At 65.2% G+C, this 23,445-nt stretch carries 26 protein-coding genes and 1 tRNA gene; 22 read left to right on the forward strand and 5 right to left on the reverse strand.

Annotated elements, in window-relative coordinates; all coding sequences use genetic code 11:
- Positions 1 to 6: 6 nt before the first annotated feature.
- Positions 7 to 1,362 (forward strand): hypothetical protein, encoded by a 1,356-nt coding sequence (locus tag VSX79_RS02605; RefSeq protein ID WP_179499547.1) that lies wholly within the window; start codon positions 7 to 9, stop codon positions 1,360 to 1,362.
- Here VSX79_RS02605 and VSX79_RS02610 read toward each other — a convergent pair.
- Positions 1,363 to 1,438: transfer RNA gene (locus VSX79_RS02610), tRNA-Thr, on the reverse strand.
- A 75-nt stretch (positions 1,439 to 1,513) separates the two neighbouring features.
- A complete protein-coding gene (locus VSX79_RS02615) occupies positions 1,514 to 2,386 on the reverse strand; it encodes a hypothetical protein (protein ID WP_326914339.1) in 873 nt (290 codons plus the stop codon).
- A gap of 62 nt (positions 2,387 to 2,448) precedes the next feature.
- On the opposite strand from VSX79_RS02615, the gene VSX79_RS02620 reads away from it, so the two are divergent.
- From VSX79_RS02620 to VSX79_RS02670, 11 genes are all read left to right on the forward strand, one after another.
- A complete protein-coding gene (locus VSX79_RS02620; RefSeq protein ID WP_326915213.1) occupies positions 2,449 to 3,021 on the forward strand; it encodes a NifU family protein in 573 nt (190 codons plus the stop codon).
- A 24-nt stretch (positions 3,022 to 3,045) separates the two neighbouring features.
- A complete protein-coding gene (locus VSX79_RS02625) occupies positions 3,046 to 3,639 on the forward strand; it encodes a malonic semialdehyde reductase (RefSeq protein ID WP_326914340.1) in 594 nt (197 codons plus the stop codon).
- Between the two features lie 18 nt (positions 3,640 to 3,657).
- A complete protein-coding gene (gene tsaB, locus VSX79_RS02630) occupies positions 3,658 to 4,278 on the forward strand; it encodes a tRNA (adenosine(37)-N6)-threonylcarbamoyltransferase complex dimerization subunit type 1 TsaB (RefSeq protein WP_179499544.1) in 621 nt (206 codons plus the stop codon).
- Positions 4,275 to 4,757 carry a GNAT family N-acetyltransferase gene (locus tag VSX79_RS02635; RefSeq protein ID WP_257018355.1) on the forward strand — a complete coding sequence of 161 codons (483 nt, stop codon included), beginning with the start codon at positions 4,275 to 4,277 and terminating at the stop codon, positions 4,755 to 4,757. Before tsaB ends, VSX79_RS02635 begins: the two co-directional genes overlap by 4 nt.
- Positions 4,758 to 4,865: 108 nt before the next feature.
- Positions 4,866 to 5,300, forward strand: coding sequence for a MucR family transcriptional regulator (locus VSX79_RS02640; RefSeq protein WP_179499543.1), 435 nt, complete (start codon positions 4,866 to 4,868; stop codon positions 5,298 to 5,300).
- 135 nt (positions 5,301 to 5,435) lie between these two features.
- Positions 5,436 to 5,861, forward strand: a complete 426-nt coding sequence (locus VSX79_RS02645) for a Fur family transcriptional regulator (RefSeq protein ID WP_037555319.1) — start codon at positions 5,436 to 5,438, stop codon at positions 5,859 to 5,861.
- Positions 5,830 to 6,627 (forward strand): lysophospholipid acyltransferase family protein, encoded by a 798-nt coding sequence (locus tag VSX79_RS02650; RefSeq protein WP_218844706.1) that lies wholly within the window; start codon positions 5,830 to 5,832, stop codon positions 6,625 to 6,627. Before VSX79_RS02645 ends, VSX79_RS02650 begins: the two co-directional genes overlap by 32 nt.
- 70 nt (positions 6,628 to 6,697) lie before the next feature.
- On the forward strand, positions 6,698 to 7,984 hold the full coding sequence (miaB, locus tag VSX79_RS02655; RefSeq protein ID WP_326914341.1) for a tRNA (N6-isopentenyl adenosine(37)-C2)-methylthiotransferase MiaB: 1,287 nt from the start codon (positions 6,698 to 6,700) through the stop codon (positions 7,982 to 7,984).
- Between the two features lie 130 nt (positions 7,985 to 8,114).
- Entirely contained in the window at positions 8,115 to 9,122 is a 1,008-nt protein-coding gene (locus VSX79_RS02660) for a PhoH family protein (RefSeq protein WP_179499541.1), read from the forward strand.
- 253 nt (positions 9,123 to 9,375) lie between these two features.
- Positions 9,376 to 11,538, forward strand: coding sequence for a TonB-dependent hemoglobin/transferrin/lactoferrin family receptor (locus tag VSX79_RS02665; RefSeq protein ID WP_326914342.1), 2,163 nt, complete (start codon positions 9,376 to 9,378; stop codon positions 11,536 to 11,538).
- A gap of 16 nt (positions 11,539 to 11,554) precedes the next feature.
- A complete protein-coding gene (locus VSX79_RS02670) occupies positions 11,555 to 12,532 on the forward strand; it encodes a DUF6607 family protein (RefSeq protein WP_326914343.1) in 978 nt (325 codons plus the stop codon).
- Positions 12,533 to 12,791: 259 nt separating this feature from the next.
- Here the strand turns inward: VSX79_RS02670 and VSX79_RS02675 are convergent, their stop codons facing one another.
- Positions 12,792 to 13,235, reverse strand: coding sequence for a hypothetical protein (locus VSX79_RS02675; RefSeq protein ID WP_179499539.1), 444 nt, complete (start codon positions 13,233 to 13,235; stop codon positions 12,792 to 12,794).
- Between the two features lie 4 nt (positions 13,236 to 13,239).
- Positions 13,240 to 13,623 carry a DoxX family protein gene (locus VSX79_RS02680; protein ID WP_373562830.1) on the reverse strand — a complete coding sequence of 128 codons (384 nt, stop codon included), beginning with the start codon at positions 13,621 to 13,623 and terminating at the stop codon, positions 13,240 to 13,242.
- A gap of 233 nt (positions 13,624 to 13,856) precedes the next feature.
- Between VSX79_RS02680 and VSX79_RS02685 the strand changes: the two genes are divergently transcribed.
- From VSX79_RS02685 to VSX79_RS02725, 9 genes are all read left to right on the forward strand, one after another.
- Complete coding sequence (locus tag VSX79_RS02685) at positions 13,857 to 14,315, forward strand: carboxymuconolactone decarboxylase family protein (protein ID WP_179499538.1); 459 nt, start codon at positions 13,857 to 13,859, stop codon at positions 14,313 to 14,315.
- Positions 14,315 to 15,187 (forward strand): sigma-70 family RNA polymerase sigma factor, encoded by an 873-nt coding sequence (locus VSX79_RS02690; RefSeq protein WP_179499537.1) that lies wholly within the window; start codon positions 14,315 to 14,317, stop codon positions 15,185 to 15,187. Before VSX79_RS02685 ends, VSX79_RS02690 begins: the two co-directional genes overlap by 1 nt.
- 39 nt (positions 15,188 to 15,226) lie before the next feature.
- Positions 15,227 to 15,733 (forward strand): rRNA maturation RNase YbeY, encoded by a 507-nt coding sequence (ybeY, locus tag VSX79_RS02695; RefSeq protein WP_179499536.1) that lies wholly within the window; start codon positions 15,227 to 15,229, stop codon positions 15,731 to 15,733.
- Between the two features lie 18 nt (positions 15,734 to 15,751).
- Positions 15,752 to 16,696: a hemolysin family protein gene (locus VSX79_RS02700; RefSeq protein WP_179499535.1), complete on the forward strand. Its 945-nt coding sequence runs from the start codon at positions 15,752 to 15,754 to the stop codon at positions 16,694 to 16,696.
- Positions 16,697 to 16,737: 41 nt separating this feature from the next.
- Positions 16,738 to 17,895: a glycosyltransferase family 4 protein gene (locus VSX79_RS02705; protein ID WP_179499534.1), complete on the forward strand. Its 1,158-nt coding sequence runs from the start codon at positions 16,738 to 16,740 to the stop codon at positions 17,893 to 17,895.
- Between the two features lie 7 nt (positions 17,896 to 17,902).
- Positions 17,903 to 19,222 carry a replication-associated recombination protein A gene (locus VSX79_RS02710; RefSeq protein ID WP_326914344.1) on the forward strand — a complete coding sequence of 440 codons (1,320 nt, stop codon included), beginning with the start codon at positions 17,903 to 17,905 and terminating at the stop codon, positions 19,220 to 19,222.
- A gap of 76 nt (positions 19,223 to 19,298) precedes the next feature.
- Entirely contained in the window at positions 19,299 to 20,045 is a 747-nt protein-coding gene (locus VSX79_RS02715) for a hypothetical protein (RefSeq protein ID WP_326914345.1), read from the forward strand.
- 14 nt (positions 20,046 to 20,059) lie between these two features.
- Positions 20,060 to 20,413 (forward strand): hypothetical protein, encoded by a 354-nt coding sequence (locus tag VSX79_RS02720; protein WP_326914346.1) that lies wholly within the window; start codon positions 20,060 to 20,062, stop codon positions 20,411 to 20,413.
- Position 20,414: 1 nt separating this feature from the next.
- Positions 20,415 to 21,794, forward strand: coding sequence for a serine hydrolase domain-containing protein (locus VSX79_RS02725; protein WP_179499532.1), 1,380 nt, complete (start codon positions 20,415 to 20,417; stop codon positions 21,792 to 21,794).
- Here VSX79_RS02725 and VSX79_RS02730 read toward each other — a convergent pair.
- Entirely contained in the window at positions 21,776 to 22,192 is a 417-nt protein-coding gene (locus VSX79_RS02730) for a GFA family protein (protein ID WP_179499531.1), read from the reverse strand. The two genes, VSX79_RS02725 and VSX79_RS02730, sit on opposite strands and share 19 nt — an antisense overlap.
- A gap of 149 nt (positions 22,193 to 22,341) precedes the next feature.
- Here VSX79_RS02730 and VSX79_RS02735 point away from each other — a divergent pair, with 149 nt between their 5' ends.
- On the forward strand, positions 22,342 to 23,412 hold the full coding sequence (locus VSX79_RS02735) for a glycosyltransferase family 2 protein (RefSeq protein ID WP_326914347.1): 1,071 nt from the start codon (positions 22,342 to 22,344) through the stop codon (positions 23,410 to 23,412).
- Positions 23,413 to 23,445 lie beyond the last annotated feature (33 nt).

The following is a 23,445-nucleotide window of genomic DNA, read 5'->3' on the forward strand; positions in this document are numbered from 1 at the left end:
GGGGCCGTGACCACGCCGGCGCTGCCTTATGGCCCGGCCTTCGGGCTTGGCATATTGGTGCCCGTCACGCTGTTGCTGCTCGTCCCGCTCGTCATCGCGGCGCGGCGGGCGGGCAGCATGGCGGGCGCGTTCGTGGTGGTGGCGCTCTGGCTTCGCTACGCTGCGGGCGCCTATCATCTTTATATGTTCCAGCCGTTCGCAGGCGGGCTTTCGGGCAATGCCCTGCTCTCGATCGCGGTGACCGGCTTCGGGCTGCTCTTTGTCGTCCGGCCCGCCAATCTGGGGCTCAAATGGCTGTTGCCCGTTTATGTCCTCGTCGTGCTCGCGCTGGTCAGCGCCAGCCTGAACGGCGATGCCGCGGGCGGCATCAATGTTGCGGTGAAATATGCCTATATGATCGTGATCATGGTCGCCGCGTTTCAAGCGCTGCGCCAGGATGCCGAGGCGCGTTTCCTGAACTGGGCGATGGTTTCGTTCCTGCCGCTGCTCGTCTTTCAGGCGCTGTCGCTGGCATTCAATATGCCAAAGGGCGCGGAGGACGGCGACGGGCTGGTCTGGATCGGCGGCTATAATCACGAGGCGGCCTTCTCGGTCGCGCTCTTGACGGGGTTCATGGTCGGCGGATTCGCGCGGTCGGCGCCGCGCGCGGTACGTATCGCCTTTCTGTCCGCGACGTTCATCGCTATCCTGCTCGCGGGCTATCGCACCACGATCCTTGCGCTCGCGCCGCTCGCGCTTGCGGTTTTCCTGAGCGGACTGACGATGAGCGTGCGGCGCGACCAGCGCGGGGCGATGGCGGCCACAGCGGCGGTCGCAGGCGTGCTGCTATTTTCGGTCGCGGCGCTGTCTTACGGTGAGAGTTTCGCCGATCTCGCCGCCTTCCTCGCGGACCCGTCGGCGCTGATCAAGCCGCCGCGCGACTTCGACCTTCTCGAGCGCCAGGTGATGTCGGGCCGGCCGCTGATCTGGAGCAGCTATATCTACGCCTGGGCCGATGGCACGCCGCTCCAGCATCTGTTCGGCATGGGGCCGGAAAGCTGGGAGGGCGTGTTCAAGGTCTATCCGCACAATACGCTGGTGGCGACGCTCTACGAACTCGGCTGGTTCGGCGTGGCGGCGATGATCGCGCTGTGGACGGTGATGTTCGCGGCGGCGGCGGCGGCGCGCGGCGACCGCTTCCTGCTGATCGCTGCGCATTTCGCCTTCTTCCTGCTCAACATGGCGACGATGCCCTTCTGGCAGGTCGAGGGGCTGGCGCTCTATGGCTTGCTTTGCGGTTATACCGTCTATGCCGCGCGCGCGGCCTCTCAGCGCCCGCTTTCCTATGGGTTTCCTGAAAGCCGCTGGAGTCCAACGCAGTAATGGTGCCGGCTACAGGATTCGAACCCGTGGCCCCCTGATTACAAATCAGGTGCTCTACCAACTGAGCTAAGCCGGCGCTCGCGTTCCCCTAAGCATTTTTCGACCCGATGGAAACAGCGGACATTCGGTAAAATGCGGCACAGCGGAATCGTCAGACGATGCCGAAAGTCCAGCCTTCGGTTTTGGCGAGAGCTTCGGTCAGCGGCTGGGGTGACCAAGGGGCGGCATCGCTTGCGATCGCCCGCAGCCAAGCGGCGGTCAGCAGCGCGTCGCTCGCATGATCGCTCACCGGCCCGCGAAAGCCTGCCGGCGGCGACCCCAGCGCCGTTAGCGCGGTATCGAGCGTCGCGCCGTCGCGAATCTTGCTGCGTCCGGGTGGCAGGCCGGCTGCGCGCGCGGCAAGGCTCGTGTAGATTTCGACGAGCAGCGGGCCGCAGGCGGGAACCGGATCGAGCGGCCACAGCGGTATTCGGCCCGACAACCGGTGCAGCAGGCGCATGCCGGCGAGGCTCGCCTTGCCGACCTGAGCCGCGCCGACGAGATTGAAATTGCTCACGCTCGCGGCCTGCTTCGTCGCGCGTTGATATTGCTCGACGATCCGCAGGCGGCCCGCGCCGGGAAGGAAGAGATCGCCGACATCGCCCCCGCCGTGGCGAAAATGGCGCCGCGCGTCGGGGTGCGCGAGGAACGCGCCGGCTTCATAGTGCGGATCGCCTTGCGCGAGACGCTCGACGAGCGCCCAAAGCGCCGGGATGTCGGCCGGACTATCGGTCCACTCGGGGAAATATGCCTCCCGATCGGCAAAGGCGAAGGCGGCCGAGAAATCGAAGCCGATCAGCATATCTTCGCCCGCGTCCGCGACGCCTTCAAGCCAGGCGAGTACTTCGGCGCGCGACCATATATGGCCCGGCCGTACGAGCGCTGGCGCCGCCGCGGCGCTCGCGAGCGCGAGCGCGATCCCGCGCTGGCGCTCGCCGCGGGCGCCCGACCAGTCGAGGGCGGCAAAGTGGGTGAAGCGGCGCATCGCTGGGGTTTAGCGCCGCAGAGCGCCTTGCACAAAGGGCGCCGGAGCCCCACATGCGCCCCATGCTGATTGAAACCGAATCGACGCCCAATCCCGCGACGCTCAAATTCATGCCCGGCCGGGCGGTGATGGAGGCGGGAACACGCGACTTTGCCAGCCCCGAAGAGGCGGAAGCTTCGCCGCTTGCGAGCGCGCTTTTCTCGCTCGGCGATGTGACCGGCGTGTTCTTTGGTCGTGATTTCGTGTCGGTGACGATCGCCCCCGGTGCCGAATGGGCCGATGTGAAGCCCGACATACTCGGCATCGTGATGGATCATTTCCTCGCCGAAGTGCCGCTGTTCAACGCCGCCAGCGCGGGCTTTTCGGTGCCGGCGGAGGATGAAGGGTTCGCCGACGATCCCGCCGATGCCGACATCATCGACCAGATCAAGGAACTCATTGAAACGCGCGTCCGCCCCGCGGTCGCCAACGACGGCGGCGATATCGTCTATCGCGGTTTCGACAAGGGCAATGTGTATCTGAAGATGCAGGGCGCCTGCGCGGGCTGCCCGTCCTCGACCGCGACGCTGAAGAATGGCATCGAGTCCCTCTTGAAACATTATGTGCCTGAGGTAACGGCAGTTCACGCCGTCTGACCAAATCATTTCAGGAGATGCCCTATGAGCGAGCCGCTTTCCGACAGCGCCCTCGACCAGCTGTTTCGCACCGCGCGTACCTATAACGGCTATCTCGACAAGCCCGTTTCCGAAGCTCAGCTCTACGCGATCTGGGACTTGATGAAGTTCGGCCCGACCAGCGCGAACGGCCTGCCGGCGCGGATCGTCTGGTGCGTGTCGGACGAAGCGAAGCAAAAGCTCGCGGCGCTCGCCATTCCGGGGAATGAAGAAAAGATCCTCGCGGCGCCGGTCACGGCGATCATCGCGATGGACACCGAATTTTACGAGCATCTGCCAGAATTTTTCCCGCACACCGATGCGCGCAGCTGGTTTGCCGGTAACGAGGAGCATGCGAAAGTAACGGCTTTCCGCAATTCGAGCCTGCAAGGCGCCTATTTCATCCTCGCCGCGCGCGCCCTCGGGCTCGACACCGGCCCGATGTCGGGCTTCAACAACGCCGCCGTCGACGAGGCCTTTTTCGCCGACCAGCCCAAGGTGAAGAGCAATTTCATCTCGACCCTCGGCTATGGCGATCCCGCGAGTATTTTCGAGCGCAGCCCGCGCCCCGACTTCGCGCGCTTCAACCGCATCGCCTGAACGGCCCGCGCCCCATCCATGCGCCACCTTGTCATCGATTCGGCGAGCGAAGCCTGCTCGGTGGCGCTGATCGAGGCGGGCGCAGTCGTCGATCATCGCCACGAAGTGATCGGGCGCGGCCACGCCGAGCGCCTCGTCCCGCTGGTCGCTGAACTCGCTGGCGGAGGCCGCGCCGAGGCGATCGCCGTCGGGTGCGGCCCGGGCAGCTTTGCCGGCGTGCGGATCGGCGTGGCAGCGGCGCGTGCGTTCGCGCTCGGATGGCAGGTGCCAGTGCATGGTTTTTCGACGCTCGCCCTCGTTGCCGCCGCTGCGGCGGACGAGATTGCCGCGGCGGACGGCGCGCTGGTGGTGATGGAAGGCGGCCACGGCCAATGGTTCGTTCAGCCTTTCACGGCCGACCTTGCGTCGCGCGCCGAGCTTCGATCGCTGCTCCCGGAGGAGGCCGTCCGGCTCGCAGACGCGCTGGTCGTCGGCAACCGCTCAGAAGCCTTCGTCGCAAAACGCGGCTCGGGACGCGCGCTGGCGGTGCTGCCCGACGCGCGCGCCTTCTCACGGTTGCCCGCGGGTGCAATGATCGACCGGCCGAGCCCGATTTACGGTCGTGCGCCCGACGCCAAGCCGATGGCGCCGCCGGCATGACGACCGCTATTCGTCTCGCCACCGCCCGCGTCGGCGATCTCGCCGCGGTGATGCGCGTGATGGATGCCGCGTTCGAGCCCGCCTATGGCGAGGCATGGACCGGCGCGCAGCTTTTGACCCTGTTCGCGCTGCCGTCGGCGCGCGTGTGCCTGGCCTGGGACGGGGACCATGCGTGCGGATTTTCCGCCGCACGGATCGCCGGCCCGGAAAGCGAGCTCTTGTTGCTCGCGGTCGATCCGCAGTTTCGCGGTCGCGGGATCGGCCGATTATTGATCGACGACTGGCGTGCCTGGGCCGGCGAACAGGGCGCCGAAGACTATTTCCTTGAAATGCGGGCCGACAATGGCGCGATTCATCTTTATGAGCGCACAGGTTTTACGGAGTGCGGGCGGCGGCCTGCCTATTATCGCGGCCATGACGGCAAGCTTCGCGATGCAATTACAATGCGCCAGTCGGCGGGGACAAGCCAAACCGGCTGATCGGTGATTGCGGAATTACATCCAAAGTGGCACTAAACCGTGCGGCGAAAGAAAAAATCCAATATTCGCCGCTATGCTTCTGGGTAATCGAAAACAAGGAATAGTCTCATGTCCGATCAAGCCGACACCAATGAGATGCTCGTTACGCTGACCGCCGATATTGTCGCGGCGCATGTCAGCAACAACAGCGTCGCGATTTCAGATCTCTCCATTTTGATCAATAATGTCCACGCCGCGCTGTCGGGCCTCGGGGCCGAGCCGGTCGTCGAGGAAAAGCTGGTGCCGGCGGTCTCGATCCGCACTTCGGTCAAACCCGATTACATCGTCTGTCTGGAGGACGGCAAGAAGTTGAAGATGCTCCGCCGTCACCTGATGACGCATTACGGCATGACCCCCGACGACTATCGCGCCAAATGGGGCCTGCCTGCCGACTATCCGATGGTCGCGCCCAACTATGCCGAAAAGCGCCGCGCGCTGGCAAAGGAAATCGGCCTCGGCACCAAGGGCCGTGGCGGCGGGCGCAAGCGCAAGGCCAAGGCCTGATACTCGCGATAAATCGCTCCGCCCGGAGCAGGGAAGGGCGGCGCCCGTCGGGCGCCGCCCTTGTCCTATTCGCGGGGCGTCCCTATACAGTTTGCAACAAATACAGACGCGGCTGCATCTGCAGGAAAGGCAAGCATGTCCGGTAATATCGATCTCGAAGCCCTGTGCCACGAAAAGGGCCTGCGCATCACCGAACAGCGCCGCATCATCGCGCGCGTCATCTCGGATTCGGAGGATCATCCCGACGTCGAAACGCTGTATGAGCGCGCGTCGAAGATCGACAGCGGCATCTCGATCGCGACCGTTTACCGCACCGTCCGCCTGTTCGAAGAGGCGGGCATCCTCGACCGTCACGATTTCGGCGACGGACGCTCGCGCTACGAAGCCGCGCCCGAGGCGCATCACGACCATCTGATCGACGTCGAAACAGGCAATGTGATCGAATTCGTCGATCCCGAACTCGAAGCGTTGCAAAAGGTGATCGCCGAACGGCTGGGATTCCGCCTCGTCGACCACCGCATGGAGCTTTATGGTGTCGCCATCGATCGCAAGCGCGACTGATCGAACCTCGATCACCTGGCGGACGGTCGCCCGTCTCGCCCTGATGGTGCTGACGCTCCTTTTTCTGATCGTCCCGCATCTTCTCTACCGCGCGGTCGGCCGTCCGTCGCCGATGGTCATGGCCTTCCTCAATGCCGTCGGATGGATCGCGGGGCTGCGCATCCGCACGACGGGCACGCGGCTCCGGCGCGATGTGCTTTTCGTTTCCAACCATGTCAGCTGGCTCGACATTCTTGCGCTCGGCGGTGCCGCGCGCTCCGCCTTCGTTTCGAAGGCGGAAATCGGCTCCGCGCCGCTCGTCGGCTGGCTCGCCGACCAGAACCACACGGTCTATGTCCAGCGCGAGGCGCGGCGCGAGATTCACAATCAGGCGAACGACCTGCGCAATGCGCTCGCACGCGGGCGTCCTGTTACACTGTTCCCTGAAGGCACGACGGGGCCAGGCGACGGCCTGCTGCCCTTCCGTGCCTCCTTGTTCCAGGCGGTGATCCCGACGCCGCCGAAACTGCGCGTCCAGCCGGTATTGCTCGACTATGGCGATGAGGCGAACGATATCGCCTGGCTCGACCCTGAATCGGGGCTCGATAATTTCAAGCGGCTGCTCGCGCGCAAGCGCCCGGTTCATCTCACTATCCATTATCTCGATCCGCTGCCCGACATCGTCGAGAGCGATCGCAAGATATTGGCGGAGGCCGCTCGCGCGGCGATCACGGCGCGGATGGCCGAGGTCGCGCGCCCTTCCGCCGTGACCCTCCATCGCCTATAGCGCGCCGATGAAATCCGACTCATCCCAGAATTCCGGCAAAACCTTTCACGTCAAATCCTTCGGCTGCCAGATGAACGTCTATGACGGCGAGCGCATGGCCGAGATGCTGGGCGCGCAAGGCTATGTCCCGGCCGCCGACGGCGCCGACGCCGATCTTGTCGTGCTCAACACCTGCCACATCCGAGAGAAAGCTGCCGAGAAAGTCTACTCGGACATCGGCCGGCTGAAGCGCGAGGACGGGAGCACGCCGACGATCGCGGTCGCGGGCTGCGTCGCGCAGGCCGAGGGCGCCGAGATCGCGCGTCGCGCGCCGAGCGTCGATGTCGTCGTCGGCCCGCAGGCCTATCATCGCCTGCCCGAGTTGATCGCGCGTGCCGAAAAGGGCGAAAAGGCGATCGACCTCGACATGCCGCTCGAAAGCAAGTTCGGCGCGCTCCCCAAACGCGCCGGCGGCCAGCGCCCGACCGCCTTCCTGACCGTGCAGGAAGGTTGCGACAAATTCTGCACTTACTGCGTCGTGCCGTACACGCGCGGGGCCGAGATCAGCCGGCCCTTCGGCGACCTGATTGCCGAGGCGCGCGCGCTGGTGGCAGGCGGGGTACGCGAAATCACGCTGCTCGGCCAGAATGTCAACGCATGGGATGGCGAGGATGACCGGGGCCGGGCGATCGGCCTCGACGGCCTGATCCGCGAACTCGCGCGCGAAGACGGGCTCGAGCGCATCCGCTATACGACCAGCCATCCCAACGACATGACCGACGGGCTGATCGCGGCGCATGGCGAGGTCGACAAGCTGATGCCCTTCCTCCACCTGCCGGTGCAGGCAGGCAGCGATCGCATCCTCGCCGCGATGAACCGCAGCCACAGCGTGGAAAGCTACCTTCGCGTCATCGAGCGTGTTCGCGCGGCACGCCCCGACATCGCGATCTCGGGCGACTTCATCGTCGGCTTCCCCGGCGAGAGCGAGGAAGATTTTCAGGCCACGCTCGATATCGTCCGCGCGACGAACTACGCGATGGCGTACAGCTTCAAATATTCGCGCCGCCCCGGCACGCCCGCGGCGACGATGGACGGCCAGATTTCCGAAGCGACGATGAACGACCGTCTCCAGCGGCTGCAGGCCTTGCTCAACGAGCAGCAACAGGCATTCAACGCCGCGACGGTTGGCCGCACGACGCGCCTGCTCCTCGAACGCAAGGGCAAGCTCGAAGGCCAGCTCATCGGCAAGTCGCCGTGGCTCCAGTCGGTGCACGTCACCGCGCCGGGCCTCGCAATCGGCGACATGATCGACGTGCGGATTACCTCGGCCGGGCCGAACAGCCTCGGCGCCGAGCCGCTGATGGAAGCGATCGCCTAGTGCGGCTGGCGGAAACTGTCTCCGCGAAGACACACTCCGTCTGCTTCCGTCACATTCCGAACCTGCAGGTGATGGACTCCCGTCTTTGCGGGTTTACAGTCCGGTTCTCGATCGAAGGAGCCTTGCCCACGTGTCCAAACGCCCGCTGACCGCCTCCGCCCCCGCCGAACCCGGCGACCGCGTCCGACTGACGGCGGAATTCGAGCGAACGCAGCTTTTGGGCATCCTCTTCGGTGAATTCGACCGCAATCTCGTCGCGATCGAAAACCGGCTTGGCGTCTATATCTCGGCGCGCGGCAATCGCGTGCAGATTGAGGGCGAGGCCGAAGCGGCGGCGCGCGCACGCGACGTGCTCACCGACCTTTATGACCGCATCGAAAAGGGGCAGGAGGTTGATGCCGGCATGGTCGACGGCGTGATCGCGATGTCGGCGCAGCCGACGCTCGACGGCATCATCCGCCACGATGCGAACGAAGCGCCGCCGGTGATGATCCGTACGCGCAAGAAGACGATCGTGCCCCGCGCGCCGTCACAGATTCCCTATATGCAGGCGCTTGCGCGCGAGGATGTGATTTTCGCGCTCGGCCCGGCGGGCACCGGCAAGACCTATCTCGCGGTGGCGCAGGCGGTGGCGCAGCTCATCACCGGCAGCGTTCAGCGCCTCATCCTCTCGCGCCCCGCGGTCGAGGCGGGCGAGAAACTCGGCTTCCTGCCCGGCGACATGAAGGAAAAGGTCGATCCCTATCTGCGACCGCTCTACGACGCGCTCCACGATTGCCTCCCGGCCGAGCAAGTCGAGCGCCGCATTGCGTCGGGGGAGATCGAAATCGCGCCGCTCGCCTTCATGCGCGGCCGCACGCTTGCGGACGCCTTCATCATCCTCGACGAGGCGCAGAACACGACGATCCCGCAGATGAAGATGTTCCTGACGCGCTTCGGCATGAACAGCCGCATGGTGATCTGCGGCGACCCCAAGCAGGTCGACCTGCCGATCCCCGCAACCTCAGGTCTTGCCGACGCGGTCGCGCGGCTCGAGGGGCTCGAGGGCATCAACGTCAGCCGCTTCACCAGCGCCGACGTGGTGCGCCACCCGATCGTCGGGCGGATTGTCGAGGCGTATGAAGGGCCGGGATCCTAGCCCTATCTGAAGCGTCATTGCGAACGCAGCGAAATCATTCAGGGCGAGGCAGCTGCTCTGGATTGCTTCGCTGCGCTCGCATGATGGCGCGATATTCTCGGTATTCTAGCAAACGATTATCAATAGCATGTTGACCTCCTGAGCTGACGCGCCTAGCGATCAGCTATTGCGAAACAATCGCAATACAATCAGGGGAAGAAAATTGTATAGCTCTCGTTCGCCGTCTGTGTCCCGCCTGGTCGCAGGAAGCGCTTTGGGCTTCGCGCTCGCCGCGACCGCCGCACCGGCCTTTGCTCAGGACAATGACGGCGAATATTGGGCGCTCCGCAAGAGTCAGATCGTCGTGACCGCGACGCGCACCGCGGTTAAGGCCGAAGACCTGCCCGTCACCGTCAGCGTCAAGAGCGACGAGCAGATCGCCGACGAACTGGTCACCGACATCCGCGACCTCGTCCGCTTCGAGCCCGGCGTCAGCGTCCAGCGCCAGCCCGCGCGTTTCGGCGCCGCGTTGGGTGCGACCGGACGCGCCGGTAACGACAGCTTCAACATCCGCGGGATTGGCGGGAACCGCGTGCTGATCCAGGTCGACGGCGTGCGCGTCCCCGACGGTTTCAGCTTCGGCGCGCAGGCGTCGGGGCGCGGCGACTATGTCGACCTCGGCCTTATCAAGTCGGTCGAAATCCTGCGCGGTCCCTCGTCGGCGCTCTATGGCAGCGACGGGCTTGCTGGCGCGGTCAGCTTCATCACCGCCGATCCCGTCGATTTCATCGAGGCCGGCAAGAATGTCGGCGGGCTACTGCGCGCCGGCTACAGCAGCGCCGACGAGGAGTTCAGCGAAACGGCGATCCTCGCGGGGCGCAGCGGCGACTGGTCGGTCATGGCGGCTTATACCCGCCGCGACTGGCGGGAATTGGACAACAAGGGCGAGATCGGCGGAACGAGCGCGCTGCGCACCGAACCCAATCCGCAGGACGGCCGCTCGAACGCCGCGCTTGCCCGTATCGTCTACGACCCCGCGAACGGCCACAAGCTGCGCCTGACCGGCGAATATCTCGACACGCACCTCTACACCAACGGCCTCACAGGCCTCAGCGCGTCGGTCGAACGGCTCGAAGGTTTCGACAGCGGCGAACGCAAGCGTGTATCGCTCGACTGGAGCTGGGAAGGCGAGGGCACGATCGATTTCGCCCGCGTCGCGCTTTACTGGCAGGACGGCGAAGACAATCAATATACCGAAGAGGATCGCACGCCGCTCGCCGACCGCACGCGGCTCAATACGTTCGAAAACCGCGTGATCGGCGCCTCGGCCGATGCGCGCGCCGACTTTACGACCGGCACGATCGCGCATCGCCTTGTCTTCGGCGGCGACGTCAGCAAGACGCGCCAGCGCGGGCTGCGCGACGGCACCATCCCGCCCGCCGGCGAAGTCTTTCCGACGCGCGCCTTCCCGAGCACCGATTTCACGCGCGGGGGTCTGTTCGCGGGCGACGAAATCAGCGTCGCCGACAGGCGGCTGATCCTCTATCCCGCGCTACGCTTCGACTGGTACGATCTGTCGCCCGATGACGACCCGCTGCTTCCGGCGTTCAGCGGCGCGGGGCAGGACGGTTCGCGCCTGTCGCCCAAGGTCGGCGCGGTGTGGAAAATCACCGACACGGTGCGTCTGTTCGCTAATTATGCGACCGGCTTCAAGGCGCCCGAGCCGGGGCAGGTCAACCAGTTCTTCGAAAACCTGGCCTTCGGCTACACTTCGGCGCCGAACCCCGATCTCGGCCCTGAACGCAGCGAAAGTTTCGAGGGCGGCATCCGCTTTTCCAGCGACCAGGTCAGCCTCGACGTCACCGCCTTTTCAGCGCGTTACAAGGATTTCATCAGCCAGGAAGTGGTGAGCGGCAGCTTCACGCCCGCCGATCCCGCCGTCTATCAATTCGTCAATCTCGACCGCGCCCGCGTCAAAGGCGCCGAAGCGCGGCTCGAGGGGCGAGCGTCGTCCGGCCTGTATACGACGCTCGCCCTATCCTATGCGAAGGGCAACGAGATTTTGCCCGACGGCAAGCGCGTGCCGCTGTCGACGGTCGATCCGCTCAAGCTCGTCGCGGGCGTCGGCTATCGCGAGCCTGCGAGCCGGTTCGGCGGCCAGTTGATCATGACGCACAGCGCGCGCAAGGAAGCGTCGCGGACCGAGGGGCTTTGCACCCCCGAATGCTTCCGACCCGACGGCTTCACCATCCTCGATGCGACCGCCTTCGTGCGGGTCGCGCAGGGGCTGACGCTGCGCGCCGGCGTCTTCAATATCCTCGACGAGAAATATGCGTGGTGGAGCGACGTGCGCGGGCTCGCGTCCACCTCGACCGTCACCGACGCCTATACCCAGCCCGGCCGCAACGCGAGCGTGTCGCTCAGCTTCCGCTTCTGAAAGAAGGACTGCACCGATGAAATCCTATCGCAAGTTCGCCGCCGGCCTGTTGCTGCTCACCGCCGCGCTGCCCGTCGTCGCCTCCGCGCACCCGCCGATCGCCGCCGAGGCCGCCGCCGCCAATTTCGAACAGGACCGCGCCGACATTCTCGCGATGGCGGGCAATTACCGCGTCAGCTTCAACATGCAGGAATCGACGCGCTGGGATCCCGATTATGAAGTCCTCGAACCCAAGCGCTCAGGCGGCAACGAGGTCGTGCGCGTGATCGAGGACACGGGGCGCAAGATCGTGCTCCAGCACATGCTCGTCATCACCGGCGACGACGACAAGAGCTTCGTCATCAAGCATTGGCGGCAGGATTGGGAATATGAGCCCGCGAAGATCCTCGCCTATTCGGATCGCAACACCTGGGCGTGGGAAGACGTCCCCGAACGGATGCGCACCGGCCGCTGGTCGCAGACCGTCTATCAGGTCGACGACAGCCCGCGTTACGCCGGCTGGGGCCAGTTCGAAACGCAGGGCGGAATTCGCCGTTGGCGCTCGAGCTGGACGTGGCGCCCGCTCGCCCGCCGCGACGCCGTGCGCAATCCGGTCTACGACCGCTACCTCTCGATCAACCGCCACCAGCCGTCGCCCGATGGCTGGGTCCACTGGCAGGACAATATCAAGATGGGGACGAAGGACGGCAAGCTCGTGCCGATCGTTCAGGAATATGTCCTCAACACCTATATCAAATATGACCAGTATGACGTGAAGGCGGCCGACGATTATTGGACCGCGACCAAGGATTATTGGGCTGCGGTGCGCTCCGAATGGGACCGCGTGGCTGCGACAAAAGGCGGCATCGCGATCGACGAAAAGGCCGACACCGGCACCGTGATCAGCGGCCGCCTGCTCGAAATCGCCGACGAGATTCAGGAAAATAAACTGACGTCGGCGAACGCGATCGCCGCGGCAAAGAAGCTGATCGAGGCGAATACGCGCAAGCTGTGAAGACCTTCACCATGTGAAGCCCGAACTGGGGGCGGTGCGCAGGTCCGCCCTCTGTTTTTTTGGGGGGACCGGGACGAGGGGCCGCTTTTGGGGTGGGGAGTTCCCGCCTCTCTTTCCGTTCGTGTCTAGCGAAGTCGAGACACCCATCGACGCGACGCCTAGTCCGATGGACATCTCGACTTCGCTCGATGCGAACGGGCTTGGAGATATCTGACGGCAGCTATTGGTCGCCAGCGGCCAAAAAAGCGGTCGATGCCGATCAGCCCGAGCCATGTCGCCGCGCCATGCAAAAGGTGCGGAGCGCCACCGCATCGTGCCACGCGTTATGCGGGACATGGCTCAGCTCCGCAGTCGAGAAACTCACCACTTCGGCCAGCTCGAAGCGCACCGCCGAGACGATCAGCCGCCGCCCGTCGTCGGTGACGATCAGGCGCGCAGCATGGACGATGTCCTCGGGCCAGTCGGCGACCAGCACCGGCTCTGGGTCCGCCGCCAGATAATCGGCGAACGCCCATTGCAGCTCGGCATAGGAGATCGGCGCGATGTCGAGCTTCGGCAGGACATGCTCCGCAACCCAGGGCGTCGGGTCGCGGCATTCGACCGCGCCGTAGAAGGATAGGGCACCCTCGCTTTCGGGAACCAGCGCGATCGAGATCAGCGCGCCGCCGAACCCGTTGAACTCGGCGTCGAGATAATAGCGCAACGCCCTATTTCTTCGCCCCGTCGACACTCCAGATCCCCGCGCCGCGCGTCGCAATGAACAGGAAGATGAAGCAGTAGAGCGCGATCGTCTCTCCGCCGTTGGCGATCGGATAAAGGCCCTTGCTGCCGTGCGCGACCCAATAACCCACCGCCGCCATGCCGCTGGCGAGGAAGGCGGCGGGGCGGGTGAACAGGCCGATGACGATCAGCGCGCCCGCGACCAGCTCGATCGCGCCGGCCGCATAGAGCATCGGATTCAGCGGCATCGGGAAGGCGGCAGGGAAATTGAAGAATTTCTGCACGCCGTGCGCGAGGAACAACAGGCCCGCGACGATGCGCAGCAGCGCATAAGTCTGTTCGCCGAAACCACCCAGAAACTTCATGATCATTCCCCTCCATCTCGAAAAGACGGGGGATGCTATGACAAGCCTGCGACATTTCAAAGCGTCATTGCAAGGAGCGACGGCACGCGGCAATCCACAACGGTGCAAGGCTGCTGCTGGTTCTTTCGCCGCGCTCGCGATGACGCGAAAATGGATCAGGCGGAAAATTTTTAGCGTCGCATGTCACATCGGACGCGCCTGTCTCGTCATGTCGGTACACCCCCTGAAGGAGACACGATATGTCCAAGGTAACCGACCCCTTTGCCGCCTCGCCGCAGCTCATGAAGCAGTGGATGGCGGTCAGCCTCGCGGCGCAGAACAGCCTTGAGTCGAGCCTGATCGAGCTGGTGAAGATCCGTTCGTCGATCCTCAACGGCTGCGCCAACTGCATCAACATGCACACGATCGAAGCCCGTGCGAAGGGCGAAACCGAGCAGCGCATCTACCTGCTCGCGGCGTGGCAGGAGGCGCCGGTCTTCACGCCCCGCGAACGCGCCGCGCTGGCGTGGACCGACGCCTTGACCCGCCTTTCGCAAGGGCACACACAGAAAGAGGCTCGCGAAGCGCTCGACGAGCATTTCACCGCGGAGGAACAGATGAACCTGACCGTGATGATCAATGTCATCAATGGCTGGAACCGGATCGCGGTCGGCTTCGACCTCTGGTACGAGGGCGGCGCGCCGGCGAAGGCCGCCTGATGACCGCCGAGGGTATCCGGAACGGCACCGCGGCGGCGGCGGCGGCGAGTTTCGACCCGCTGCGCCCGCTGCTCACCCGCGTCGCCTACCGGATGCTCGGTTCGGTTGCCGATGCGGAGGATGTGGTGCAGGACGCGTTCATCCGCTGGCTCGGCACCGATCGCGACGCGGTGCGCGAGCCTGCGGCCTTCCTCCGCCGCACCGTGACGCGGCTCTGCCTCGACCAGATCAAGTCGGCGCGTGCGCAGCGCGAGACCTACATCGGCCCATGGCTCCCCGATCCGCTGGTCGAGGAAGAGGAGGAAGACGATGTCACCCTCCCGCTGATGCTCGCGCTCGAACGGCTCTCCCCGCTCGAACGCGCGGCGTTTCTTCTCCACGACGTCTTCGGCGTCGAGTTCGAGGAAGTCGCGAGGACGATCGACCGCGACCCCGCGGCGACGCGCCAGCTCGCCGCGCGCGCCCGCACCCATGTCCGCGACGCACGGCCGCGCTACAAGCTCGAAAAGGAACAGGGGATGCAGATCGCCAATGCCTTTTTCGCGGCGTCGCGCAGCGGGGACATGAGTGCGCTCGGCGCGCTTCTCGCGGCCGATGTCGGCATGTGGGCCGACGGCGGCGGCAAGCGGCCCGCGGCGACGGGGCCGATCATGGGTTATGACGTGGTGATGAAATTGCACCGCAGCCTTGCGGTCCTGTTCGGCAAATATGGCTCGACGCTCGTTCACATCGGCATGATCAACGGTCTGCCGGGCTTCGTCACGCGAGAGGCCGACGGCGAGCTTCAGACCACCGCGCTCGAGATCGAGGACGGCAAGATCGCGGGCATTTATGTGATGCGCAATCCCGACAAGCTGCGGCACATGCATTAACGCTGTGCAACGCCGGTCCATGCCGGTAGTTGCCGGACCATGCTTTCGGTCGAAACCCATAGCGCGGCCCCGTGGCCCGATGCCCTCGATTGGGACGCGCGCGCTGCGGAGGCCGCAGCGGCCGCGCTGGCGCTGACGCCCTTCGCTTCGCTCGCCCACGCCGCACCGCTGGTCGAGATCGCGATACGCCTTACCGACGATGCCGAGGTGCACGCGCTCAACCGCGACTTCCGGGGGAAGGACAAGCCGACCAATGTGCTGTCCTTTCCGCAAGTTCAGGACGATCTGCTCGAAAGCCTCGCCAACAGCGACGACGGCGAAATCCTGCTTGGCGACATCGTGCTGGCGCGCGAAACCTGTCTGCGCGAGGCCGAGGAGAAGGGGATTTCGCTCGCCGATCATGCGACGCACCTGATCATCCACGGCACGCTCCATCTTGTCGGATACGACCATATGGACGACGCTGCGGCCGCCGCGATGGAGGCGCTGGAAGTGAAAGCCCTTGCATCGCTGGGCATCGCCAATCCATATGCGGATCAGGATTAACAGGGAAACGCTTCGCACATGCCCGACGACCAGGGATCTTCGAACCGATCGGAAGAGGACAGTAGCAGGTCCGGACTGCTGTCCGGACTGAGAAACCTGCTGTTCGGCGGTGACAAGGAACCGTCGCTGCGTGAGCAGATCGAAGAGGTCATCGACGAGGCCGAGGAGGAGCGCGAGGACCGGCGCGGCAGCAATATCGTCGGCGACCTGTCGCCGATCGAGCGCAAGATGCTGCGCAACCTGCTCCACTTCGGCGAACAGACCGTCGACGATGTCGCGGTGCCGCGCGCCGACATCATCGCCATTCCCGAAAGCGCGAGTTTCACCGAAGTCGTCGCGATGTTCGCCGAGGCCGGGCACAGCCGGCTGCCGATCTATCGCGAAAACCTCGACGAGGTCGTCGGCATGATCCACGTCAAGGATGTGTTCGCGGTGCTCGCCGAGGGGCGCGCGCCGCCGCCGCTTCTCGACCTCATCCGCCAGCCGCTCTATGTACCGCAATCGATGGGCGTGCTCGACCTGCTCGCCGAAATGCGCGCCAAACGCACCCATCTGGCGATTGTCATCGACGAATATTCGGGCACCGAAGGCCTGCTGACGATCGAGGATCTGGTCGAGGAAATCGTCGGCGAGATCGAGGACGAGCATGACGACGAGCCGACCGCGTTGTTCGCGCCCGGCGAAAATGGCTGCTGGGATGCCGACGCGCGCGCCGAACTCGACGATGTCGGCGAAGCGATCGACCCCCGCCTCGCCGAGGTTGACGAGGATGTCGACACGCTGGGCGGACTTGCCGCGGTGCTCGCGGGGCATGTGCCCGAGGTTGGCGAGATCCTCGTCCACCCGAGCGGCTGGCGGATCGCAGTGACCGAGGCCGACGAACGCCGCGTCCACCGGCTGCGCCTCCATCCGCCCGTCGAAATCGACCTGGAGGCGCCGTCGGAACGGACCGAGGAGTTCTGACGCAATTGCCAATGCGCGGCTAAAGGACTAGGCGCGACCGGATGGAAGTTTCCGACCTTCGCATCGCCCTGTTCAGCGGCAATTACAACATGACCACCGATGGTGCGAACAAGGCGCTCAATCGCCTGGTCGGCTTTCTGCTGGCGCATGGCGCGGCGGTGCGCGTCTATTCGCCGACCGTCGCCAACCCCGATTTCGAACCGACGGGGGACCTTGTCAGCGTGCCGTCGATGGCGATTCCGGGACGCAGCGAATACCGGATTCCCTTGAATTTCTCGTCGCGGGTCCGCGAGGATATCGCGGCCTTTGGCCCGAATATCGTCCATATCTCCAGCCCCGATCGCGTGTCGCGGCAGGCTGCGGCGTGGGCGCGGCGACGGCGGCTTCCGGTCGCCTGCTCGGTGCACACGCGCTTCGAGACCTATTTCCGCTATTACAATCTGTCGTTCCTCGAACCCGTCGTCGTCGCGTGGCTGCGCAAGCTGTATCGCAAGTGCGACGCGCTGATCGCGCCGTCGGAAAGCTTTGCGCAGGTGCTGCGCGACCAGCGGATGAATTTTGACATCGGCATCTGGACGCGCGGGGTCGAGCAGGGGGTCTTCAACCCCGGCCGGCGCGACATGGCTTGGCGCCGGTCGCTCGGCATAGACGACGATGTTCCCGCGATCGCCTTTCTCGGCCGGCTCGTGATGGAAAAGGGGCTGGACGTCTTTGCCGACGCCATCGACGTGCTTCAGCGGCGAGGCGTACCGCACAAGGTCGTCGTGATCGGCGAGGGGCCGGCCCGCGAATGGTTCGAATCGCGCCTGCCGGATGCCAATTTCGTCGGGTTCCAGGGCGGCGAGGATCTCGCCCACGCGCTCGCATCGTGCGACATCTTCTTCAATCCGTCGGTCACCGAAACCTTCGGAAATGTGACGCTCGAAGCCATGGCGTGCGGGCTGCCCGTCGTCGCCGCGCGGGCCACGGGCAGCGCGAGCATCGTCAAGCATGGACAGACGGGCTATCTCGTCGCCCCCGGATCGATCACCGGCTTTGCCGACCATCTCCAACAATATTGCCGCGATACGCGGCTGCGCGCCGAACATGGCGCGGCGGCGGTGCGCGAAAGCGGAGCCTATCAATGGGACGCGATAAACCAGGCGGTCGCCGATACCTATATCCGCCTGATCCGCCAGAAACAGCGGCGCCGGGACTGATCGTCCGATGGCCGGGGATCTGTTCGGCGGTGAGGCACCGGATCAGCGCGAAAGCGGCGCGAGCGGTCCTGCGCCGCTCGCCGAACGGCTGCGCCCGCGCACGCTCGCCGAGGTTGTGGGGCAGGAGCATCTGACCGGCCCCGAAGGCGCGATCGGCCGGATGGTCGCCGCCGGACAATTGTCCTCGATTATCCTCTGGGGCCCGCCGGGCACGGGCAAGACGACGATCGCGCGCCTGCTCGCCGAGGCGGTCGGCATGCGGTTCGCGCCTTTATCCGCCGTCTTCTCGGGGGTTGCGGACTTGCGACAGGCCTTTGCCGATGCCGAGAAGATGGCGGCGGCGGGCAAGCGCACGCTGCTGTTCGTCGACGAGATCCACCGCTTCAATCGTGCGCAGCAGGACGGCTTCCTGCCCTATGTCGAACGTGGCACCGTGGTGCTTGTCGGCGCGACGACCGAAAATCCCAGCTTCGCGCTCAACGCCGCGCTGCTCAGCCGCGCGCAGGTGCTGGTGCTGAACCGCCTTGGCGAAGCCGCGCTCGGAACGCTGATCGAGCGCGCCGAGGCAGAGATCGGCCAGCGGCTGCCCGTGACCGACGAAGCCCGCGCGGCGCTGATCGCCAGCGCCGACGGCGACGGCCGCTTCCTGCTCAACCAGGTCGAAACGCTGTTTTCGGTGACGATCGAAAAACCGCTCGATCCGGGCGAGCTGGCACAATTCCTCCACCGCCGGATGCCGGTCTATCACAAGGATCGCGACGGCCACTACAATCTGATCTCGGCGCTCCACAAGGCGCTGCGCGGTTCGGATCCGCAGGCGGCGCTCTACTGGCTCGCGCGGATGCTCGTCGCGGGCGAGGAGCCGCTCTACCTGCTGCGGCGACTCACCCGTTTCGCGAGCGAGGATATCGGCCTCGCCGACCCGCAGGCGCTCGTGCAATGCCTGGCCGCGAAGGATGCCTATCAGTTCCTCGGTTCGCCCGAGGGCGAACTCGCGATCGTGCAGGCATGCCTCTACCTCGCCACCGCGCCCAAGTCGAACGCCGCCTATGCCGCGCAGAAGGCGGCGTGGGCGGCCGCGCGCGAAACGGGCAGCCTCGCGCCCCCCGCGAATATCCTCAACGCCCCGACCAAGCTCATGAAAGATCTGGGTTATGGCGCCGGCTACAGTTACGATCATGATGCGCCCGACGGCTTCTCCGGCGACAATTACTGGCCCGACGGCATGGCGCCGGTCGACTTCTATCGCCCCGTTGATCGCGGCTTTGAAAAGCGTATCGCCGAGCGCATCGCCTGGTGGGACGAACGGCGCCGCTTGAAGGAATGACGTCACTCTTGCTCCGCGAGCCGCAAGGGTATAGTTTTTGCCCAGCTCGGGTCGCGCCGGCACTGGGGTATTCATCATGGCATTGGCGCTTGTCCTTGCCGCCGCAGCGACACCGATCCTGTCCTGCCCGGGCGGTACTATCGAAACCAGCTGTACCGCCGCACAGGTGGAGGCGAAGATCGCGCTGACGCGCGCTCGCGTCACCGGTATCGCGCAGCGATGTCTTTATGATTTCGGCGGGAAATGCACCGTCGAGGCGAGCGGGCGGATCAATCCCGCGGGTCGCGGCACCGCATTATTATGGCAGAAGATGCTGCTCGCACCGCGCGACGGCGCCCAAAGGCGGATGCTGGTTCTCGTCGCGCAGGACAAGGCGGGCAAGGCGTCCCTCGCGGGCTTCGCCGAAAGCTCGGGATCGATCGGGGCGCCAGATCTGGTCGTCGATAACGACCAGCGTCAGCTGATCTACGTCGGCGGCACACCTGCGGGCAGCGGCGGCGGCAATGCCGATGCGCTCTTCATGAGCGAGACCGCCGAGCCGGGATGGCGCCGCGTCGATTTGTCCGACTGGTCGGAACAGGGCGGCAAGATGCTGCCGACGGGTTATTGGCTGCGCGGCCCTGCTGAATTCTCCTTCGACGACATGACCGCATCGGCCCCCGTCGCGCGCGAGGGGGACGGCGATTGCTGCCCGCGCGGCGGCAACGCATTGTTCGACCTCGATATCCAGGGCGACCGCCTGATGTTGACGCGCCTGCGCTTCCAGCCCATGCAGCCCCTGGGGCGCGACATAGAGGTCACCGCCGGGATATTGGAAGACTGAGCGACAACGGCGATATGGCGCTGACATTCGACAGCTGGGATGATGTGGTCGCTTTCGCGTGCGCGCTTCCCGATGTCGAGATGCTGTCCTTTTACGGCACCCCCTGTCCCAAGCTCAATGGCAAGGCGCTCGCCTCGCCGGGGCGTGAACCCGGCAGTTTCGCCGTGATGTGCAAGCCCGATGAAAAGGAAATCCTGCTTGAAACCGATCCCGACACCTTCTGGCAGACCGCGCATTATGAAGGCTGGCACGCGCTGCTCGTCCGGTTCGGGTCGAACGATCCCGAGCGGGTCGCCAATGTCTTGCGCCGCGCATGGTGGGATCGCGCCAGAAGGGCGCAGCGGCAGGCGTTCGGCGACCGGCCCTGATATGCTGCGCCTGCTCGGCGTCCTCCTTCTCGCGAGCGCTGCGCCCGCAGCGGCGCAGGCGCCGAAGCCCGATGCCGAGCTGCACCGCGCCTGGGCGGCGGGCTATCGCGCGGCGTTTGTTTGTTCGTCGCTTTGGAACGGCGCAGGCAAACCGCTCGCGGCGATCGAGCGCGACGAACTCACCGGCATCTATCCCGAGATCGAGGCCGATGTCCGCGCGCTCAAGGCCGATGTCGACGAGCGCGCCAAAACGGTCCGCGTGACCTATCGCGCCGACATGCCGCCGCGCATCGCCGAATGGAACGGGCGCGAAGGCTGTGTCACGCTGCCGATCGGCGCGCAGTCCGCGACGACGGTGGACCCCGCCAAACGGCGCCCCAACCTCGATGCCCAGCCCTGGCCGATGGGCGACAAGGGCGCGACTTGGCCGATTGCCAAGGGGATGAGCAGTTTCGAGCGCGCGACGATGAATATGGAGGCATTCGGCGGCCGCACCAGTTCGTTGCTGATCGTCAAGAACGGACGCATCGCGCTCGAACGCTATTGGGGCGGGCACGACATGCACACCGCGCAGCGCACCTTCTCGGTCGCCAAGTCGATGGCGGCGACGCTGATCGGCCATGCCGTGCATCAGCGCCGGATCGATGTGACCCAGCCCGCGTCGATCGCCGAATGGCAGTCACCGGGCGACCCGCGCGCCGCGATCACCACCGAACAGCTGATGCGGATGGCGAGCGGCCTCACCAGCGACACTGCCGGAAACCGCAGCGACGCCATCTATATGGGCGGCGCCTCGGTACGCCAGTGGATCACCCAATGGCCGCTGCTCAATCCGCCGAACACGCGTTATCGCTACGCCAACAACGATACGTTGCTCGCGACGCTTTCGCTGAAGGCCGCGCTCGAAAGGGCGGGGACGCCGCTCGACCCCGCGGCTTTCTTCGATCGGCTCGGCATGACGCGCACCTTCGCCGAGCATGACAAGGACGGCGATTATATATTGTCGAGTCAGGTATGGACCACCGCGCGCGATCTCGCGCGGCTCGGGCTGCTCTATCAGAATGACGGGATGTGGCGGGGCGAGCGCCTGCTTCCCGCCGACTGGCGCCGTTTCGTTACCACGCCGAGCGGACCGCAGCCCGACGGCGCGTTTCGCTATGGCGCGGGTTTCTGGCTGCTCGACCGGTCCGAAGGCGTGCCGGCCGACGCCTTTGGCGGTTTCGGCAATCGCGGCCAATATGTCGTGATCATCCCGTCGCGCGAACTCGTGATCGTCCGCCAGGGCTATGATGACGGCACGGGCCGGCTCGACATCGCGAAACTCGTGGCGTCGGTCGTCGCCGCCGACGATAATGACCGCCGCTATTCGAAAGGCGGATAGCGTTCGAAGGCGGGAAGGTCGTTCAGCTTCTCCATCCAGCCGATGCGTTCGGCGGTCTGGATCTGCGCCTGCGCCGGGATCAGGTCGGGGTCGTCGAGCGTCGCGCTCTGCACGTCGATCTGGCCCGGAAAGATCGCCTCATTGGTGTAGAAAAGCCCGGTGCCGCAATTGCCGCAGAAATGCCGGCGGCCATGTTCGGATGAGGCGTAGATGCTGGCCGTCCCGCTGATTTCGATCTCGTCGTTGCCGACGAGCGCCCAGCCGACGAGCGGCGCGCCCGAATGGCGGCGGCAATCGCTGCAATGGCACAGCGCATGGTGCTGCACCGCGGTGCTCATCGAATAGCGGATTTCGCCGCAATGGCATTGGCCGCTGGCGCGGGGGGCTTTGTCGGTCATCGCTCTCTCCTTGTAGAATCGAGAAAGAACATATCATAAACATATCGACCTCGGCAATGACGCGAGGGGTAAGCATTAGCGGGATGTTAACCACAAGCGCCTAGGCCGCAGAGACACGGATTTTGGGGAACTTCCATGGATCAGGGCGGGTGCGGAAAATCGGCTGCGGGCCGATCGGGGTCGATGGGGATCCGGCGGCAGTTCGCGCGATGAAGCTGGTCATCCAGATTCCCTGCCTGAACGAGGCCGAAGACCTTCCGGCTACCCTTGCGGCCTTGCCCCGCAAGATCGACGGCATCGACACGATCGAAATCCTCGTCATCGACGATGGCAGCAGCGACAATACGGCGCAGGTCGCCCGCATGTGGGGCGTGCACCATGTCGTGCGCCACCGCACCAATCGCGGGCTCGCCGCGGCGTTCCGCTCGGGCATCGACGCAGCGCTTGCCGCCGGTGCCGATATCATCGTCAACACCGACGCCGATGGCCAATATGTCGGCGAAGATATCGCCAAGATTGTCGCGCCGATCATCGACGGGCGCGCCGATATCGTCGTCGGCGACCGTGGCGTCGGCGACAATGAACATTTCGGCCCGGTCAAACGCCGGTTGCAGGCGCTGGGCAGCGCGATGGTCCAGCGCCTCGCCAACGTGCAGGTTTCGGACGCGGTCAGCGGATTTCGCGCGATCAGCCGCGAGGCGGCACAGCGCATCAATATCACGACCGAATTCAGCTACACGACCGACATGCTGATCCAGGCCGGGCGCAAGCGCCTGTCGATCCTCAGCGTGCCGATCCGCACCAATGCAACGCTGCGCCCGTCGCGCCTGTTCAAATCGATCCCGCGCTTCATCGTCAACACCGGTATCACGATGGCGCGCGCCTATACGACCTATAACCCGCTACGTGCCTTCGTCGGGCTCGGGCTGGCAATCGCGTTCGTGGGTGTTGTTCCGATCGTGCGTTTCCTGATCTTTTTCCTGCAGGGCGGGGGCGACGGGCATGTCCAGTCGCTGGTGATCGGCGGCGCGTTGCTGGTGCTTGGCGCGATGGTTGCGGTGATGGGCCTGCTCGCCGACCTGATCGCCGCGAACCGCAAGCTGATCGAAGCCGGGCTTATCCGCCTTCACAAGATCGAGGCGCATCTGGACGCCGCGAACGGAGGCGCTGCCGATCCGGTTGCCGACGAGGCTCACGGGAAGCGCCGGGCCGAACGCTGACTATGGCATCGGTGGCGCAGCGGCGAGATATCG

Origin of the sequence: Sphingopyxis chilensis (assembly GCF_035930445.1) — a bacterium.
In the GTDB taxonomy this organism is placed as follows: Bacteria; Pseudomonadota; Alphaproteobacteria; order Sphingomonadales; family Sphingomonadaceae; genus Sphingopyxis; species Sphingopyxis chilensis.